Origin of the sequence: Flavobacterium limnosediminis JC2902 (assembly GCF_000498535.1) — a bacterium.
In the GTDB taxonomy this organism is placed as follows: domain Bacteria; phylum Bacteroidota; class Bacteroidia; order Flavobacteriales; family Flavobacteriaceae; genus Flavobacterium; species Flavobacterium limnosediminis.
Window position 1 is genome coordinate 140,810 of the sequence record NZ_AVGG01000002.1, and the last position, 17,573, is coordinate 158,382.

At 43.0% G+C, this 17,573-nt stretch carries 12 protein-coding genes; 7 read left to right on the forward strand and 5 right to left on the reverse strand.

Annotated features, from left to right (window positions below; translation table 11 throughout):
• Nucleotides 1–59: 59 nt before the first annotated feature.
• Together FLJC2902T_RS03385 and FLJC2902T_RS03390 are read left to right on the forward strand one after the other, a co-directional pair.
• Nucleotides 60–6,338 carry a GEVED domain-containing protein gene (locus FLJC2902T_RS03385; RefSeq protein ID WP_155958850.1) on the forward strand — a complete coding sequence of 2,093 codons (6,279 nt, stop codon included), beginning with the start codon at nucleotides 60–62 and terminating at the stop codon, nucleotides 6,336–6,338.
• A 240-nt stretch (nucleotides 6,339–6,578) separates the two neighbouring features.
• A complete protein-coding gene (locus FLJC2902T_RS03390) occupies nucleotides 6,579–7,172 on the forward strand; it encodes a hypothetical protein (protein WP_035677021.1) in 594 nt (197 codons plus the stop codon).
• Here the strand turns inward: FLJC2902T_RS03390 and FLJC2902T_RS03395 are convergent, their stop codons facing one another.
• Nucleotides 7,173–7,499 (reverse strand): hypothetical protein, encoded by a 327-nt coding sequence (locus tag FLJC2902T_RS03395; RefSeq protein ID WP_023578379.1) that lies wholly within the window; start codon nucleotides 7,497–7,499, stop codon nucleotides 7,173–7,175.
• A gap of 28 nt (nucleotides 7,500–7,527) precedes the next feature.
• Here FLJC2902T_RS03395 and FLJC2902T_RS16320 point away from each other — a divergent pair, with 28 nt between their 5' ends.
• The 5 genes from FLJC2902T_RS16320 to FLJC2902T_RS03420 all read left to right on the forward strand — a co-directional run bounded on the left by FLJC2902T_RS16320 (nucleotide 7,528) and on the right by FLJC2902T_RS03420 (nucleotide 12,184).
• On the forward strand, nucleotides 7,528–7,707 hold the full coding sequence (locus FLJC2902T_RS16320; RefSeq protein ID WP_023578380.1) for a DUF5522 domain-containing protein: 180 nt from the start codon (nucleotides 7,528–7,530) through the stop codon (nucleotides 7,705–7,707).
• 285 nt (nucleotides 7,708–7,992) lie between these two features.
• Entirely contained in the window at nucleotides 7,993–9,975 is a 1,983-nt protein-coding gene (locus FLJC2902T_RS03405) for a urocanate hydratase (RefSeq protein WP_023578381.1), read from the forward strand.
• 66 nt (nucleotides 9,976–10,041) lie between these two features.
• On the forward strand, nucleotides 10,042–10,581 hold the full coding sequence (locus tag FLJC2902T_RS03410) for a DUF4136 domain-containing protein (RefSeq protein ID WP_023578382.1): 540 nt from the start codon (nucleotides 10,042–10,044) through the stop codon (nucleotides 10,579–10,581).
• Nucleotides 10,582–10,674: 93 nt separating this feature from the next.
• Entirely contained in the window at nucleotides 10,675–11,061 is a 387-nt protein-coding gene (locus FLJC2902T_RS03415; protein ID WP_023578383.1) for a group III truncated hemoglobin, read from the forward strand.
• A 73-nt stretch (nucleotides 11,062–11,134) separates the two neighbouring features.
• A complete protein-coding gene (locus FLJC2902T_RS03420) occupies nucleotides 11,135–12,184 on the forward strand; it encodes a DUF6340 family protein (protein WP_023578384.1) in 1,050 nt (349 codons plus the stop codon).
• 193 nt (nucleotides 12,185–12,377) lie between these two features.
• Here FLJC2902T_RS03420 and FLJC2902T_RS03425 read toward each other — a convergent pair whose 3' ends face one another.
• The 4 genes from FLJC2902T_RS03425 to FLJC2902T_RS03440 form a co-directional block, all read right to left on the reverse strand.
• On the reverse strand, nucleotides 12,378–14,450 hold the full coding sequence (locus FLJC2902T_RS03425) for an alpha-ketoacid dehydrogenase subunit alpha/beta (protein WP_394331685.1): 2,073 nt from the start codon (nucleotides 14,448–14,450) through the stop codon (nucleotides 12,378–12,380).
• A 52-nt stretch (nucleotides 14,451–14,502) separates the two neighbouring features.
• The gene (locus FLJC2902T_RS03430) at nucleotides 14,503–15,558 is read right to left on the reverse strand and encodes a branched-chain amino acid aminotransferase (protein ID WP_023578386.1); all 1,056 of its coding nucleotides are present in this window, start codon (nucleotides 15,556–15,558) and stop codon (nucleotides 14,503–14,505) included.
• Nucleotides 15,559–15,577: 19 nt separating this feature from the next.
• Complete coding sequence (locus FLJC2902T_RS03435) at nucleotides 15,578–16,861, reverse strand: dihydrolipoamide acetyltransferase family protein (protein WP_035677025.1); 1,284 nt, start codon at nucleotides 16,859–16,861, stop codon at nucleotides 15,578–15,580.
• Nucleotides 16,862–16,925: 64 nt separating this feature from the next.
• The gene (locus tag FLJC2902T_RS03440) at nucleotides 16,926–17,522 is read right to left on the reverse strand and encodes an acyltransferase (RefSeq protein ID WP_023578388.1); all 597 of its coding nucleotides are present in this window, start codon (nucleotides 17,520–17,522) and stop codon (nucleotides 16,926–16,928) included.
• Between the last annotated feature and the right edge of the window lie 51 nt (nucleotides 17,523–17,573).

Genomic DNA, 17,573 nt, shown 5'->3' on the forward strand with positions numbered 1-17,573 from the left:
ATTATTATTTTTTTGTTATAATGAATTGCGATATTTCTAACTACAAAGACTATTTACAAGTGAAAAAAAATTACTCTGCTAACCGATTTTTACAACAAACTCGTTCGAAAAAAAACGAGCATCCGGAAACGGAAAACACAACAATTTTTAAAAGGAAGTCAATCAATCTTATTGCCGCTACCCTATTTTTCTTATTCCTGGCCGCCACCGGTTTTTCACAAACCGTAACAGTGCACCTCACAACTTCGGGAACATGGATCTGTCCTGCCGGAGTGACTTCAATCACAGTTGAAACTTGGGGAGCCGGAGGTGGAGGTAGAACCGCCGGCAGCAACAAAGGCCATGTTAGTGGTGGTGGTGGTGGTGGTGCATACGCCAAAAGCTCCATCACTGTAGTTCCCGGAACATCCTATCCTTATACTGTAACAGTTGGCACCGGAGGAACACCAAATAACAATGGAGGCAACACTACAATAACTTTAAACGGAGTAACAACTACAGCAGAAGGAGGTAAAACTTCTGCTGCAACAAACACAACTTCTGCGGGAGGCAATGGCGGTTTAGCGTCAAATTCAATAGGCGACATAACTCGAAACGGAGGAAACGGCGGAACAGGTAATGGTAATTCTAGCGGCTCTGGCTCTGGCGGCGGCGGCGGCGGCGGCTCTGCAGCAGGTAGCGACGGCCCAGGTAATAATGGCGGAAACGGGACAAGTGCCGGAACAGGAGGAACAGGAGGAATGACAGTAGCTAGCTTCGGTGGAGCAGGCGGGAATGGAGGTTCCGACAATATAGGAAGCAACGCAACTGTAAATTACGGCGGCGGCGGCGGCGGCGGCGGCGATAGAAGCACAAGCGGCTCAGGCATGAACGGAGGCATCACATTATCTTATATACTACCCCCTCCAGCAAACGACAATTGCGCAGGAGCCATAGCCTTAACGGTTAATCCGGCTACAACATGCACCACAACAACATCGGGAACTACAGTTGCAGCAACCCAGTCACAGGTATCCTGTGCAGGAACAGCGGATGACGACGTTTGGTATAGTTTTACCGCAACAACCACATCACACACAATCACAGCGACACCCGGAACACTATCAGACATAGTTCTTCAGGTTTTCAGCGGAGCTTGTGCGGGTACCGTTACAGGCTCACTCGGATGCGCAGACGTAACATCAGGCGCAACAGCAGAAACATTAACTTTAACGGGGCTAACTGCTGGAAACACTTATTTGATAAGGATATACAGCAATAGTAGCGGGTCGAATCAAGGAACATTCACACTATGTATTACAACACCACCCACACCTCCGGCAAATGATGAACCGTGTTCAGCAATCAGCCTTACCGTAAACACTACATGTACCTACACTGCCTACACCAATGCTAATGCAACCGCAAGTGCAGGAGTTCCAGCACCAAGTTGTTCACTGTATTCAGGTGGAGACGTATGGTTTTCAGTTGTGGTTCCCGCAAACGGAGAAGTCACAGTTGACACACAAACAGGTGGAATGACAGACAGCGGCATGGCTTGGTACACAGGTACCTGCGGAGCATTAACATTATTGGCATGCGACGATGACAGCAGTACCAATGGCAATATGTCTTCAATAACAAGAACTGGGCTAACCCCAGGCACCACGATTTGGATAAGGATATTTGAGTACGGCAACAACAACAATGGAACGTTTGGCATTTGCGCTTCGACAAGTACTCCGTGCACCACCCCTACTGCACAACCTACCACTTTAGCCTTAACACATCCTTCAAACGGGACCATTAGCGGTTCGTTTACAGCAGCTTCACCAGCTTCTTCAAACTATTTGGTAGTCTATAACACTTCAGGAACACCTCCTACAGTCGTTAACGGAACAACATACTCCGTTGGTGGAGCAATTACAGATGGAACTGTAGCAGACATAGACACAAACACATCTTTTTCTGTCAGTGGATTACTCTCAAACACAACTTATTATTTCTTTGTATACTCTTACAACAACAATAGCTGTTCAGGTGGCCCATTGTATTTAACAACATCTCCTTTAACCGGCAATACCACCACACCGTTGTTCTACTGTGCTTCTACTGCATCAGATTCATCGTATTATATCAACAACTTCTCGACAACACTGGGATCCACAAACATCACTAATAATGGCTCCGGATATTCTGTAATGGGATACGGCAACTTTACCGGACAAACGGTAACCCAACAACAATTTTCAAGCGTTAATTTTTCGACGACATTTACCGGAGGAACCTTTGGTTTCAATATCTGGGTAGACTGGAATAACGATGGCGACTTTAACGATGCCGGAGAAAAAGTATATGCATCGGGAGCCTACGGTTCAAGTTTCACAGGTTCCTTTGCGGTTCCGGGAACAGCATCAATAGGCAACCACAGAATGAGAATTGTTGCCGATTTTTTAGAAACAGACCCAACTGTCTGTGGCTCAATTTCCAGCGGTGAAACCGAAGACTACACTTTCACAGTAACAGCAAGCGCGGCATGTACAACTCCAACAGCACAACCAAGCGCTTTGGCATTGACTCAACCGGCCAACGGCTCTATTAACGGCTCTTTTACCGCAGCAAGCCCCGCTCCGACGAACTATTTAGTAGTTTACAACACTACAGGAGTAGCCCCATCACCTGCAAACGGCACAACATATACCGCAGGCGGAACTGTTGGTGCAGGGAATACGGTTGCAGACATAGACAACAACACCAGTTTTTCATTAACAGGATTAACCGGAGGGGTAACCTATTATTTCTTCGTATACTCTTATAACACAATTTGTACCGGAGGCCCTTTATATTTAACAACAAGTCCTGCAACCGGAAATGCGGTTGTACCATTTTACTATTGTACTGCAAATAACAGTAGTAACACTTCGTACTATATCAGTGGCGTGACAAGTACCGGAGGAACAGCTAACATTTCCAACACCGGAACCAACTTTAGTGCCGGAGGATATATCGATTACACCGCAACACATTTTGTTTCGCAATATGCTGGTTTAAACTTTAACCTAACAGCGACACATCCATCCAGTACATACGGTTATACTGCATGGGTAGACTGGAACAACGATGGTGATTTTTCAGATAGTGGTGAAAGTGCAATAACGACCGGGTATTTAAGTTCTCCAGCCTCTATAGGCTCGGTAACTATTCCAACAGGAACACCAGCCGGTAATTACCGAATGAGAATCAGAAACGCATATATGAATAACCCCGCTCCCGCATGTGGTAACCACGCATATGGAGAAACGGAAGACTACAAAGTAACCTGTTTAGGGCCGCTACCATGCGCTGGCAACCCGTCGGCTATCGCAGTCACAGTTACATCATCATCAACAGCAACCGTAAACTGGACCGCAGCGGTACCGGCACCGGACAACGGCTACCAATATTACTATTCAACAAACGCAACTGCACCAACAACAGGCACACCCCCTTCCGGAAGCACGGGAGCAGGCGTAACAACCGCCAACTTAACCGGATTAACGTCCGCAACCACTTACCACATATGGGTACGTTCCGATTGTGGCGGTGGCTTAGGCCTAGGCGCTTGGGTTGGACCAATCACTTTCTATGTCCCTAACTGTATTGTTGGAACCGGATTGGGAACTTCAGCTTTGGGATGTCCTTCAGTAGTTTCAGGAGGACTGGGTTTATTCGGAGCAGATCCTGCCACCATAACCTGTTCTTCAGCATCCAATTGCGTGGATCTGGAGGCAACTTACCTGCCTTTAGGACAAACAACAAGCTATACGACAGAAGAGATAGCCTACAATCCTCCATACCAATTTGGATGTCTAGAAAATCCTGTAAGCGTTAATGTAGATGACGTATGGTCACCTGTCATCACCCTTCCTTTCAACTTCTGTTTTTACGGATCAAATTACAACCAATGCCTAATCGGCTCAAACGGTGTTTTATCTTTTGATTTAACCGGAAACACTTCTGGAGGTTTCTCCGAATGGGAGTTTGACGCCAATCTCCCTGACACTTCCTTATTCAAAAACACCATATTTGGGGTTTATCAGGACATTGACCCAAGTAAAGGAGGAGAAGTCGGCTGGGAATTAATCACGTTAAATTCCGGATGCAGAGCTTTAGTGGCATCATGGAAAGACATCCCGATGTTCTCTTCTTCATGTAATTCTTTACTCTATACCGGAATGATGGTTTTATATGAAAACACTAATATTATCGAAGTATACATTCAGAAAAAAGATGTTTGTTCCACTTGGAATTACGGAAATGCAATTGTTGGAATTCAAAATTCAACAGGAACAATTGCAACCGTAGCTCCGGGAAGAAACGGACTTGATGCAAATTGGTCAGTTACCAACAAAGCCTATAGATTCGTCCCTTCTGGCGCATCCATCACTTCAATCAAATGGTATGAAGGCTCGGGAACAACCGGCCCTGTTGTAGGAACAACAGACAGCATCAATGTTTGCCCAACTGCAACAACAACCTATACCGCTGAAGTAACTTACGCTTTATGCAACGGTGGCACACTAAAAGAAACCGAGGAAACTACTGTAACAGTTTCCAACTCCAAAGTATGGAACGGATCTGTAGACACCGATTGGAACAAAACCAATAACTGGACACCGGCAGGGATACCAACAGCTGTAGATTGTATTATAATTCCGGACACAACTAACGACCCTACCATCAGCGGAACAGCTTACACCGGATTAGGATATAGCTTGGTTGTCAATAACGGAGCCGTTTTGACTGTGAATCCGAACAACAATCTGTCTATCGTAAACACCATAAACATTGATGCAGGAGGAGACATAATTTTAGAAGATGATGCTAGTTTAGTACAAACCAACAATGTTGCCAATACCGGAACCGCACATATCAAGAGAACTTCCGCTCCAATGCATCGATTAGACTACTCTTATTGGAACACTCCTGTGACGGCCGCATCAGCTTTCCCAGTCGGAAATTTAACATCGGGCACAACACTTATCTACAAATACACCCCAACCGTTGCCAACGGAAACGGAACATGGACTCGTGTGGGCACCGCTACAGCAATGGATCCAACCTATGGAATTATTGCCAGAGCCCCAAGCTCATTCCCTACTACCGGACCAAAACAAACCCATACCGTTAATTTTACAGGAACTCCAAATAACGGTAACATTTTGATACCGATTAAAAAAGGAAACAATGCTAATATGAATGGAACTGTCCCAGGAAACACGACTATTATTTTAGACGCGGATGACGAATGGAACTTAATTGGAAACCCATACCCTTCCGCTATTGACATCGTAAGCTTCTTAAACCTACCCGCAAACATTCCTGTTGTGGATGGTACCGTATATTTATGGACACACAATTCACCTCCAAGTGCCGCTGTTGTAGACCCTTTCTATGGTAACTATGCCTATAACTACACTGTTAGCGACTATGCTACAGTTAATGACATGGGAGGAACAACCACAGCTGGAGGAACAACTCCTAGCCAATACATCGCATCAGGACAATCGTTCTTTATCAGTGCAGATGACGCAATGCCAAACGGAACCACTGCAAATGCAACCTTCAACAATAGCATGCGTGTGCTTGACAACAATAGTAACTTCTATCGTTCAGAGAATACGGCTAACAATTCAAATGCACGAAATTTCAACAAGCAACGTTTGTGGTTAAACTTATCAAACAACAACGGCGGTTTCAGTCAAATTCTGGTAGGCTATGCCGAGGGTGCAACTTTAAACTGGGATCGTGGTCTCGACGGAGAAGCCTTGGCAGGTAACGCTGTTAAGCTTTACTCATTAGGAGCGGACAAAAAACTGACTATTCAGGGACGCCCTTGGCCGTTTGTTCAGGATGATTTGGTACCGCTTGGCTTTAAGGCTACTGCACAAGGAAATTACACGATAGGCATTGATCATTTTGACACAGAGTTCAACAACTCCAATATTTATCTGGAAGACAGATTACTAAACATTATCCATGATCTAAAAACCACTCAGTATAGTTTTACCTCTGCTGCAGGCGACTTTGATAATCGTTTTGTACTTCGCTACACAAACAGCACCCTTAGCAATAATGATGTAACCGCTTTTGAGAATTCTATCGTTTTTTATAATGACAACAAACTGAATGTAAAATCTACTTTGGAACCGATTAAGGCAATAGCGATATACGATGTTCTTGGTAAAATATTAGTGCAATCTTCCAAGGTAAATGCGAATCATTTCGTGGCAGAAACTTTAAGCCCGACACAAACCGCTCTGGTTGTGAAAGTTACACTGGAAAACAATGTTGTGGTGAGCAAAAAAGTCATTTACTAAATTTACTTTCCACACAATACCGAAAAGAGGTCGTCTGAAACAGACGGCCTCTTTATTTTTTTACAATTTAAAAAGTTGCCTTTATCGATTAATAACATTCTTTCAACGAATATACTCACTGCAAAATTCAACCTTATCCTATTTCCTCTAAATTTACATATCCAAAACAACCAAGGAAAGTTTCTGCATACCTGCTTCTATGGAACAAAATCTATTAGAAACCATAAAGGAAGTACAGATATGAAACCAATAAAACTACTTTTTACTCTTACTTGCTTATCATTCTGCTTTATAACTAAAACACAAGCACAGATAGGCATCGGAACCACAAATCCAACTGCAAAATTTGAAATAGACGCATCCACAGATGCAATACCCGCACTTGAAATTGTCCCTAGAGCAACGGCTCCGACGGGCACTGCAAACGGACAAATTGCAATGATTGACAATTCATTGTATATTTACGATCTGACCAGAGCCAAATGGTTGAGTTCGGAAACCATAATTCTAAACTATTCTGCTACGGGTAATACAGAAAATGAATATTTAAACATTAACGATAATGACTCCGGAATTCGTTTACCATTCGATGCTACACTTATTGCAATAACCGCTAGAGCGACTGGTGGTGGGGACACAAGTAGAACCGTAAGGATCAGAAAAAACAGTTCCAATACAGATTTACTAACATTTGTTGCAGCGAATTACTTATACAGCTCGACGACAACAAATTTAAACTTCAATGCTGGGGATTATATAAACATCTATATCGCCGATGAACCAAATGACTTTGACAATCCAAATGTTACGTTATTTCTAAAATGGCGTGAATAATCAAACATACTTCAAAAAATTCCAAAAAAACCTCTGCTGTAAATAGCCGGGGTCTTTTTCGTTAGCATAAGCCTCCCTTTCAAAACTTATGTTCCGGTAGGCCGTATGACGGTTTTTGTATTGCATCCACCGTATCAGATATTCAATAAAATACCACAAAAAAAAAGGAACAATCAGCATTTCGATTTGCTGTCGGATGTGGATCTCTTCGTGATTTAGCATGACAACGTCTTCCCTGTCCTTTTTGTCTTTCAAAAAAACAAACGGATATACCGTAATACCACGAAAACCTTTTGGCGTTAAATATTTAATTACAAGTAGTATCATTAACCGTAAAGTTCCTAAATTTGCTCCTATGAATAACCAAATTGACCCAAATAATTTAAAAGAGGGGGAAGATTTCTATTATACGCCCGAAGGCTACAAATGTTTCACGGAAAAATACCACCTGAAACGAGGTTACTGCTGCAAAAGCGGATGCCGACACTGCCCTTACGGATTTGATAAAAAAACTGGTGAAATAACTAAAAAATAGTTGGGCGTACCCCTACGGGACGGGCTATCCGCAGTACAAGGTACTTGCTGCTATCCCTCACGCAAACACAACACAAGAATGGACATATATCTATTACAATACAAAATTAAAATTTACAAGTCCTACCACCGGTCGGATATTCGGTATCCCTAGGTTTCAAATGAAATTATCGAAAGACAAATCAATATCGAATACCTTAAATTTCAAAAACGATTCTCAATTGCTCTGATTTCTGTCTCAAAACTCAGAACCTTAGCAACTCAGAACCTTAGCAACTCAAAAAAAATGACTTTTCAGGAACAAATAACAGAAGGAATTCCATCGGTTTTACCGCAACCGAAACCCTACGAAACCAATATCAATCACGCGCCAAAGCGCAAAGAAATATTATCGGAAGACGAAAAAAAATTAGCACTTCGCAACGCACTTCGTTACTTCGAACCAAAACACCACGCCGAACTGATTCCCGAATTCAAAGAAGAACTGGAAAAATACGGCCGCATCTACATGTACCGCCTGCGTCCGGACTACAGAATGTATGCGCGCCCCATTTCAGAATATCCGGGAAAAAGCGAACAGGCAAAAGCGATCATGTTAATGATTCAGAACAATCTGGATTATGCCGTGGCGCAACATCCACATGAATTGATTACCTATGGCGGAAACGGTGCCGTGTTCAGCAACTGGGCACAATACCGTCTGACAATGAAATATTTGTCCGAGATGACCGAAGAACAGACTTTGGTTATGTATTCCGGACATCCGATGGGTTTATTCCCATCTCATAAAGAAGCACCAAGAGTGGTAGTAACTAACGGAATGATGATTCCAAACTATTCCAGACCGGACGATTGGGAAAAATTCAACGCATTGGGCGTAACGCAATACGGACAAATGACTGCCGGAAGTTACATGTACATCGGTCCGCAAGGTATCGTACACGGAACAACAATCACAGTTTTAAACGGTTTCCGAAAAATAAAAACCAATCCAAGCGGCGGTTTATTCGTAACCTCAGGACTCGGAGGAATGAGCGGCGCTCAGCCAAAAGCAGGAACCATTGCCGGTTGCGTAACGGTTTGTGCCGAAGTAAATCCGAAAATCACCAGAATCCGTCACGAACAAGGTTGGATTCATGAAATCGTGGAAGACATTACCTTATTGGTGGCAAGAGTCCGAAAAGCTTTGAAAAACAAAGAAATCGTATCGATCGCATACTTAGGAAATATCGTTGATGTTTGGGAAAGATTCGATGAAGAAGGATTATATATCGACTTAGGTTCCGACCAGACTTCATTACACAATCCTTGGGCGGGTGGCTACTACCCTACCGGATTCACATTTGAGGAATCCAACGAAATGATGGCCAACAACCCGGAGCAATTCAAGATTGAAGTACAAAAAACACTGCGTCGTCATGCGGCAGCAATAAACAAACATACAGCCAAAGGAACCTATTTCTTCGACTATGGAAATGCATTCCTTTTGGAAGCTTCCCGCGCCGGAGCCGATGTAATGGCAGCAAACGGCATCGATTTCAAATATCCGTCTTACGTGCAGGATATTATGGGTCCGATGTGTTTCGACTATGGTTTCGGACCGTTCCGCTGGGTTTGTACCTCAGGAAATCCGGAAGATTTGGCAAAAACCGACAAAATTGCATGTGACGTATTGGAAGAGATGATGAAAAACTCCCCTTCCGAAATCCAACAGCAAATGGCCGACAACATCCAATGGATCAAAGGAGCTCAGAAAAATAAATTGGTTGTAGGTTCTCAAGCCAGAATTCTTTATGCCGATGCCGAAGGACGAACTAAAATTGCAGAAGCCTTTAATCAGGCGATTGCCAGAGACGAAATAGGATATGTGGTTTTAGGCCGAGATCATCACGATGTTTCGGGTACTGACTCGCCGTACAGAGAAACCTCAAACATATATGACGGCTCACGTTTCACGTCTGACATGGCCATCCAAAATGTGATTGGTGACAGTTTCCGTGGCGCCACCTGGGTTTCCATCCATAACGGTGGAGGCGTTGGTTGGGGAGAGGTTGTAAACGGTGGATTTGGTATGGTTCTTGATGGAAGTAAAGAGGCTTCAAGACGCTTAGAATCAATGCTTTTCTGGGATGTAAACAACGGAATTTCCCGCAGAAGCTGGGCCAGAAACGAAGGCGCCATTTTTGCCATAAAACGTGCAATGGAAACACAACCTTTGTTGAAAGTGACCATTCCGAATTTAGTCGATGATGCATTGTTAAACAATTAGTTTTGAGTTTCGGGTAGTGTATTGAGATTTAAAACTAAACGTTTTTAAACCTAAAATAATACTACCATGAAAACACTTAAACTATTTTCGGTTTTGCTGCTGATTATAGCGGTAGCCTGCAGCCCGATAAAAGTGGATGCCGATTATGATAAAGCTACCGATTTCAGTCAGTATAAAACTTATGCTTTTCTGAAAGACGGTATTGACAAAGTTGAGATTTCCGATTTGGACAAAAAAAGAATTCTCAATGCGATTGACGCTCAAATGCAGGCAAAAGGATACGCAAAAAGCGAAACACCCGATTTGTTGATAAACTTTTTTACGAAAGAAATGGATATCATAGACGTGAACCAATACTACGGCTATTGGGGCTATTGGGGATGGTATCCGTATTATGGACCTTCCTACGTTTACACCTCAACCGAAGGCACTTTATACGTCGACCTGATTGACGCAAAGAAAAAAGAACTCGTTTGGCAAGGTGTGGGTGTTGGCTATTTAGCTGAAAGAATGAGCCAAAAAGAGGAACGTATCAACGAATTTGTCACCAAAATCATGATGCAGTTCCCACCGGAAGTAAAAAGTGATAAAAAAGCAAAAAAGTAGTCGTAATGGCTACTTTTTTCTTTTTGGAAAAAGATAACAATTGTCATATTTAGAACCGCTCAATACTCTTAATTTTGCTAAAATTCAATTACAATGCAAGACATTCGAAACATAGACGACATTAAACAAATGGTCAATTCCTTTTATGCAAAAGTACGGCAGGACGACTTCATCGGACCGATTTTCAATGAACAGATTCAGGACCGATGGGAAGTGCATCTGGAAAAAATGTACGGATTCTGGCAAACAGTTTTATTGGATGTCCGCGCCTACTCCGGCAGTCCGTTCCCTCCACATGCAAGACTTCCGATTCAGAAAGAACATTTTGACCGCTGGATGACCATTTTCACCCAAAACATAGACGAGCAATTTGCAGGTCCAATAGCCGATGAAGCCAAGTGGCGCGCGGAAAAAATGGCCGAAATGTTTAACTATAAAATTGAGTATTTCCGAAATGCCAATCAAAAACCGCTTTCATAGCTATTTCACATTCTTTTTTTGACTATTTTGCAGTTAGTTTCCACCAAAACACCAACTTAACTAATTGCCGATTATGATGAAAAACTACTCCAAATTAATTCTGGGAACATTGCTTTCCGCCTTCCTATTTTCGTGCAGTTCAACAAACCTTCTTACCTTAAGCGTAACGGAACCTGCCCCGATTTACATTCCTGCTGAAGGAAAATCGGTGGGTATCATTAACCGAAGTTTACCCAACAAACAAAACGAAGCTTTTGACGTTATCGATAAAATCCTGTCAGTCGAAGGAAAAGACTTAGATAAAGACGGCGCCAACGAATCCGTTTTGGGCCTGCAGAATGAACTGACGAAAAACAACGGTTTTACTTCTGTAAAAATGATAGAAGACGCCAATTTAAAAAGCATCGGACTCGGAGTTTTCCCGGCTCCCATCCAATGGGAAAACGTTGAAAAAATTGCTCAAAAAAATCAGGTGGATTATCTTTTCGAACTGTCTTTTTATGACACCGACACCAAAGTGGATTACAAAACCGCCACCGTTGAAAAAGCAAACGTTGTCGGCATCAAAATCCCGGTAATCGAACATCAGGTTAACATCGCTACCATGATAAAAAACGGCTGGCGTATTTATGATGTTAAGAATAGGGAAATCGTAGACGAAATAGCCTCTAATAATGTGGTTAATTCCTCCGGAAGAGGCATCAACCCCGTAACCGCAGCCGAAGCCGTAATGGGCAGAAAGCAAAACGTTTTAAAAACGAGCAATCGTTTGGGTTCTGATTATGCTTTGAAAACACTCCCCTATAAAATCAGGGTTTCCCGTGATTATTATGTAAAAGGAACACCTAATTTCGAAATCGGAAAACGTCGTGCCCAGACCGGAAACTGGGATGGTGCCGCCGAACTTTGGGCAAAGGAAGTCAACAACCCCGACCCAACCATCGCTGGAAGAGCCTGTTACAACATGGCTATCACCAATGAAATAAACGGAAATTTAGAAGTTGCCGTAGATTGGGCTTCCAAATCCTATAGTGATTACGGGGACAAACTGGCTTTGCGTTATCTCAACATTCTTAAGAGCAGAATCGCAAAAAAGCAACAACTTCTGGCTGAAAATAAATAAAGTCTTTCAACCTTAAAACCCAGAACTTTCATGGATTATTCAACACAGATTTCATGAATTATCACAGATTAATTTGTGTAAATCGGTGAAATCTGTGTTTAAAAAATAATTACAGAAACTTCATTCTCCTTGGCAGACAAAAAAAAGAACCATACTCAACAGCATGGTTCTTTTTTTATATGTGAATAAGTTTTTAGTACGCTAATAACTCTTCAATCTTCACTTTTACTTTATCTGAAGAAGGAATCATAGTCTGCTCCAAAACGCTGTTTAACGGAATGGCTGGCATATTCTCCGAACCAATTGTCATCACGGGCGCATCAAGATACTTGAAACATTTCTCCTGAATCATTCCGGCCAAACTTCTTGCAAAAGAATTGTTGATGGACTCTTCGGTTACCACAAGACATTTTTTGGTCTTTTTAACCGATTTCAGAATCGTTTCTTCATCCAACGGATTCAGCGTTCTCAAATCGATAATTTCCACCTGATCTTTAATTTTTGAAGAAGCGTTTAAAGCCCAATGTACTCCCATCCCGTAAGTGATTACAGAAATGGTTTCTTTCGTTTCCTGCTCCCAAATTTCCTGAACGACATTCGCTTTTCCGAAAGGTAAAACGTAATCCTCGCTCGGCTCATTTGTACGGGCTTCATCCGTTCCTTTTACTTTTGACCAGTATAATCCTTTGTGTTCTAAAATAACTACCGGATTCGGGTCGTAATAAGCTGCTTTCAATAATCCTTTCAAATCGGCACCATTACTTGGGTAAGCGATTTTGATTCCGCGAATATTTGCCAATACACTTTCCACCGAAGAAGAGTGGTAAGGTCCACCACTTCCGTATGCTCCGATAGGCACGCGCAAAATCATGCTCACCGGCCACTTACCGTTTGAAAGATAGCATGAACGGCTAACCTCGGTAAACAGCTGATTCAGTCCCGGCCAAATGTAATCGGCAAACTGAACTTCCACTATCGGTTTTAATCCTACGGCCGACATTCCCACGGTAGAACCAACGATAAACGCTTCCTGAATCGGAGTATTAAACACACGCTCGTCGCCAAACTTCTGAGCCAACGTAGCTGCTTCCCTGAAAACACCACCTAATCTTCCGCCTACATCCTGTCCGTATAACAGACATTCTTTATGTTTTCGCATTAATTCTTCCACAGCAAACAAAGCGCAATCCACCATCACCACTTTGTCTTCACGCTCCGGATTTCTTTCGCCCGCTTCCTCTGTAATCGGAGTCGGTGCAAAATCGTGCATGAATAAATCTTCCGGTTTCGGATCTTCCGCTTGTAAGGCTCTTTCGTAATCTCTTTTTACTTTTTCAGTAGCCGCATGTTCGATTTCCGCGATCTCATCTAAAGTGAATTCGGCATCAATCATCTGCTTCAATAAAACCGGATAAGGATCTCTTGAATGCGCTTCCTCCAAATCATCACGGTACCATTCCATTCGAACCCCCGAAGTATGGTGATTCAAAAGCGGTACTTTCGCATGAACTAAAAACGGTCGACGCTCTTCACGCATGGTTTTCAACACTTCCTGTACGGCTAAATAGCTTTCCGTAAAATTAGCACCATCAATGGAAATCGCTTCAATTCCGTGAAATCCTTTTGCATATTCAAAGGCATTTTGCGCACGGGTTTCCGCAGCATTCGCCGAAATATCCCATCCGTTATCCTGAACCAAATATAAAATAGGCAGTTGCTTTAATGCCGCCATTTGGAAAGCCTCAGCAATTTCTCCCTCAGTTACCGATGCATCTCCAAGCGAACAAACCACAATCGGTTTTTCTTTCAGGGTTGTATCATCAAGTCCGACATTTTCTTTATACCAAAATCCCATAGCCGCTCCCGTCGCCGGAATCGCCTGCATCCCAGTCGCAGAGGACTGATGAGGAATTTTAGGTTTATCGGCATCACGCAAACTCGGATGGCAATAGTAGGTTCTTCCTCCCGAAAAAGGATCGTCTTTTTTTGCCATCAGCTGCAACATCATATCATAAGGCTGCATCCCGATACCCAGCATCATCGCATCATCACGATAATACGGAAAGGCATAATCCTGCGGTAACAACTGCATCCCCACGGCAATCTGAATCGCTTCGTGTCCGCGCGACGTGGCGTGAACATATTTGGAAACCACTTTAAAATTATCTTCATACAACGTGGCCATCGCCTTGGCAGTCGCCATGGTTGAAAATGCTTTTTTAAGTGTTGATTTATCTACAAGTACTGGCATATCTATCGTATTCATTGTTTTTTCTTTTAGAGCGAATATTCCGAAAGCTATCGGAACGGGCATTATCCTAAACTGCCGGAACTATCCAGCCGAATTTATCTTCCGCTTTTTGTGTTTTGATAGCATTCAGTGAATCATTAACATCATGTGAAACCGGGTTTTCTTTCGGCAACATAAGCTTCGAATCTTTGTATCCGATTTCCTCAATCATGGCAATTCCAACTGCGGTTCCTGCTCCGAAAGCTTCTTCCAGCGTACCATTTTGTGATGCTTCGATAATTTCCGAAATAGTGATCGGTCTTTCCGTCACTTCAAAACCTTTGTCGCGAAGCAAATCAATTACTGACATTCTGGTAATTCCCGCCAAAATGGAACCGCTCAAATCCGGCGTAATGAACTTCCCTCCGATTTTGAAGAAAACGTTCATCGTTCCCACTTCCTGGATGTATTCGAAGTTATTGGCATCCAACCAAAGTACCTGATCGTATCCTTTTGCTTTGGCCATTTCCGTCGGACGGATAGCCCCTGCATAATTTCCTGCTGCTTTTGCTTCTCCAGTTCCTCCTACAGCGGCGCGGATGTATTTGGTTTCTGCGTATAATTTAATTGGTTTGCTGAAAAACGGTCCGGCAGGCGATGCGATTACGATAAACTTATATCTTGTAGCCGCACGCATTCCGATAAACGCTTCATCCGCATACATGAAAGGACGCAAATACAAAGCCGCTCCTTCTTCAGACGGAATCCAGTTTTTTTCAAGGGCAACCAGTTTCTTCAAGGCTTCCACAAACAAATCTTCCGGAAACGAAGGCATCCCCATTCTGTCGGCGCTGAAATTCATACGCTTCGCATTTTCCATCGGACGGAATAATAAAGGCGTGTTGTCGTTTCCTAAAGTCGCTTTCATTCCTTCAAAAATTGCCTGTCCGTAATGTAAAGCCATAGCGGCAGGATGAGTTGCAATAGCTGCTAAAGGTTCGATTCTTGGATTGATCCACGCTCCGTTTTCATAATCACAAATAAACATGTGATCCGTAAAGGCGTTCCCCATCGCGATATTGTTGATATCCACTTCGCTCACTTTTGAGGCCTGAACTTGGTTTATTTTTATAGTGTAAGACATAGTCTGTTTTTTGTTGTAATTATATTGCTGTAGTTGTTTCAAATTTCTCTAAATAATCGCCCACTCTTCTCAGGAAGGATCCTCCTAAAAAGCCGTCAACCACACGATGGTCAAACGAAAGCGACAGATACATCATGCTTCGGATAGCGATTTCATCTCCTTTTTCAGTGGTGATCACTTCCGGTCGTTTCTTAATGATCCCAAGTGCCAAAATCGCTACTTCCGGCTGATTGATGATTGGGGTTCCCATCAAGCTTCCAAAAGTTCCCACATTCGAAATCGTGAACGTGCTTCCCTGAACCTCATCGGGTTTTAATTTATTGTTTCGGGAACTGTCTGCCAGATGATTTACGGAGGCTGCCAATTCGGACAAACTCTTTTCATTCGCGTTTCTAACCACCGGAACAATCAGGTTTCCGCTTGGTAACGCCGTAGCCATTCCGATATTAATATCGTTATGAACGATGATTTTCTTATCGTCTACCGAAACATTAATCATTGGAAAATCCTGAATCGCTTTGGCTACCGCATCCACGAAAATTGGCGTGAATGTCAATTTCTCATTGTATTTCTCTTGGAATTTATCCTTCACTTCATTTCTCCAATTCACCAAATTGGTAACATCCACTTCGATATAAGAAGTCACGTGAGGTGACGTCTGTTTGGAATATACCATGTGATCGGCAATCATTTTACGCATACGGTCCATTTCTACAATGCGGTCTTTGCCTTCCACAAAATTGATTACCGGTTTTGGATAAGTTGAAACAGGAGCACTCGGAACTGCCAATTGCGGATTACGCTGCAGCGGATATTTACGGGATTTCAAATAGTTGAAAACATCGCTTTTTTGAATCCTTCCTTCAGCACCCGAACCCGGAATACTTTGCACTTCTTCCAGCGACAGGTTTTCTTTCTGCGCGATGCTGATAATCAACGGCGAAAGAAAAGCGTCCGGATTGCTCTTTAACTGCACCGGTTTTGGCGCACTTTGAGCAGTCGTTGGTTGTGGAGCATTCGTTTTTGCAACTTCGCCCTTTTGTGTTTTCACTTCCGCTGTCCCGTCTGATGAAATCAACGCAAGCACTTCGCCCACGGCCACCACATCATCTTTTTGATAACGGATTTCGGTAATCACACCCGAACAAGGCGCAGGAACTTCACTATCCACTTTATCGGTCGCCACTTCCAACAGTGTCTCTTCGGCTTCAACCTTATCACCGACATTTTTCAGCCAGCTGATGATGGTCGCTTCCGAAATACTTTCACCCATTTTGGGCATTTTGAACTCTACTATTGACATCTTTTATAGTTTTCAGTCACAGTTTTCAGTCGCACAGATACTGTTTACTGCGACTGGATACTGTTTACTTTTTCTTAAATTCATTTAATGTTTTATAAAACGCTTCCTGAGTTGGACGATTTTCAGGAATTTCACGCAAAGGTTCTACAGCTCGCAACGTCTCGTGACATTCGGCAGGAAGTTGCTGATACAACGCTGTCCCTTTGGTTTTCCACGCAATCATTTCATCGCTCACGTCTTTAATAATAGTTGCAGGATTTCCAACAACCATTTTTCGGTTAGGAATCTTCATATCGGCTTTGATAAACGACAATGCGCCTACGATACATTCATCGCCCAATTCCACATTATCCATGATTACGGCATTCATCCCAACCAGACAGTTCGCACCGATATTGGCGCCGTGAATAATGGCTCCGTGACCGATATGCGCACCGACTTTCAGCACCATGCTTTTACCCGGAAACATATGGATCGTGCAGTTTTCCTGAATGTTACAGCCATCTTCGATTATAATCTCACCCCAGTCACCACGGATGGCAGCGCCCGGACCAACATATACGTTTTTCCCGATAATCACATTACCCGTAACCGCGGCCTGCGGATGGATAAAACTGCTTTCGTGAACAACCGGTATAAAACCTTTGAATTCGTAAACCATAATCTAGTGGTTAGTTGTTGGTCGTCAGTGATTAGTTAGCAGTCAGCCTAA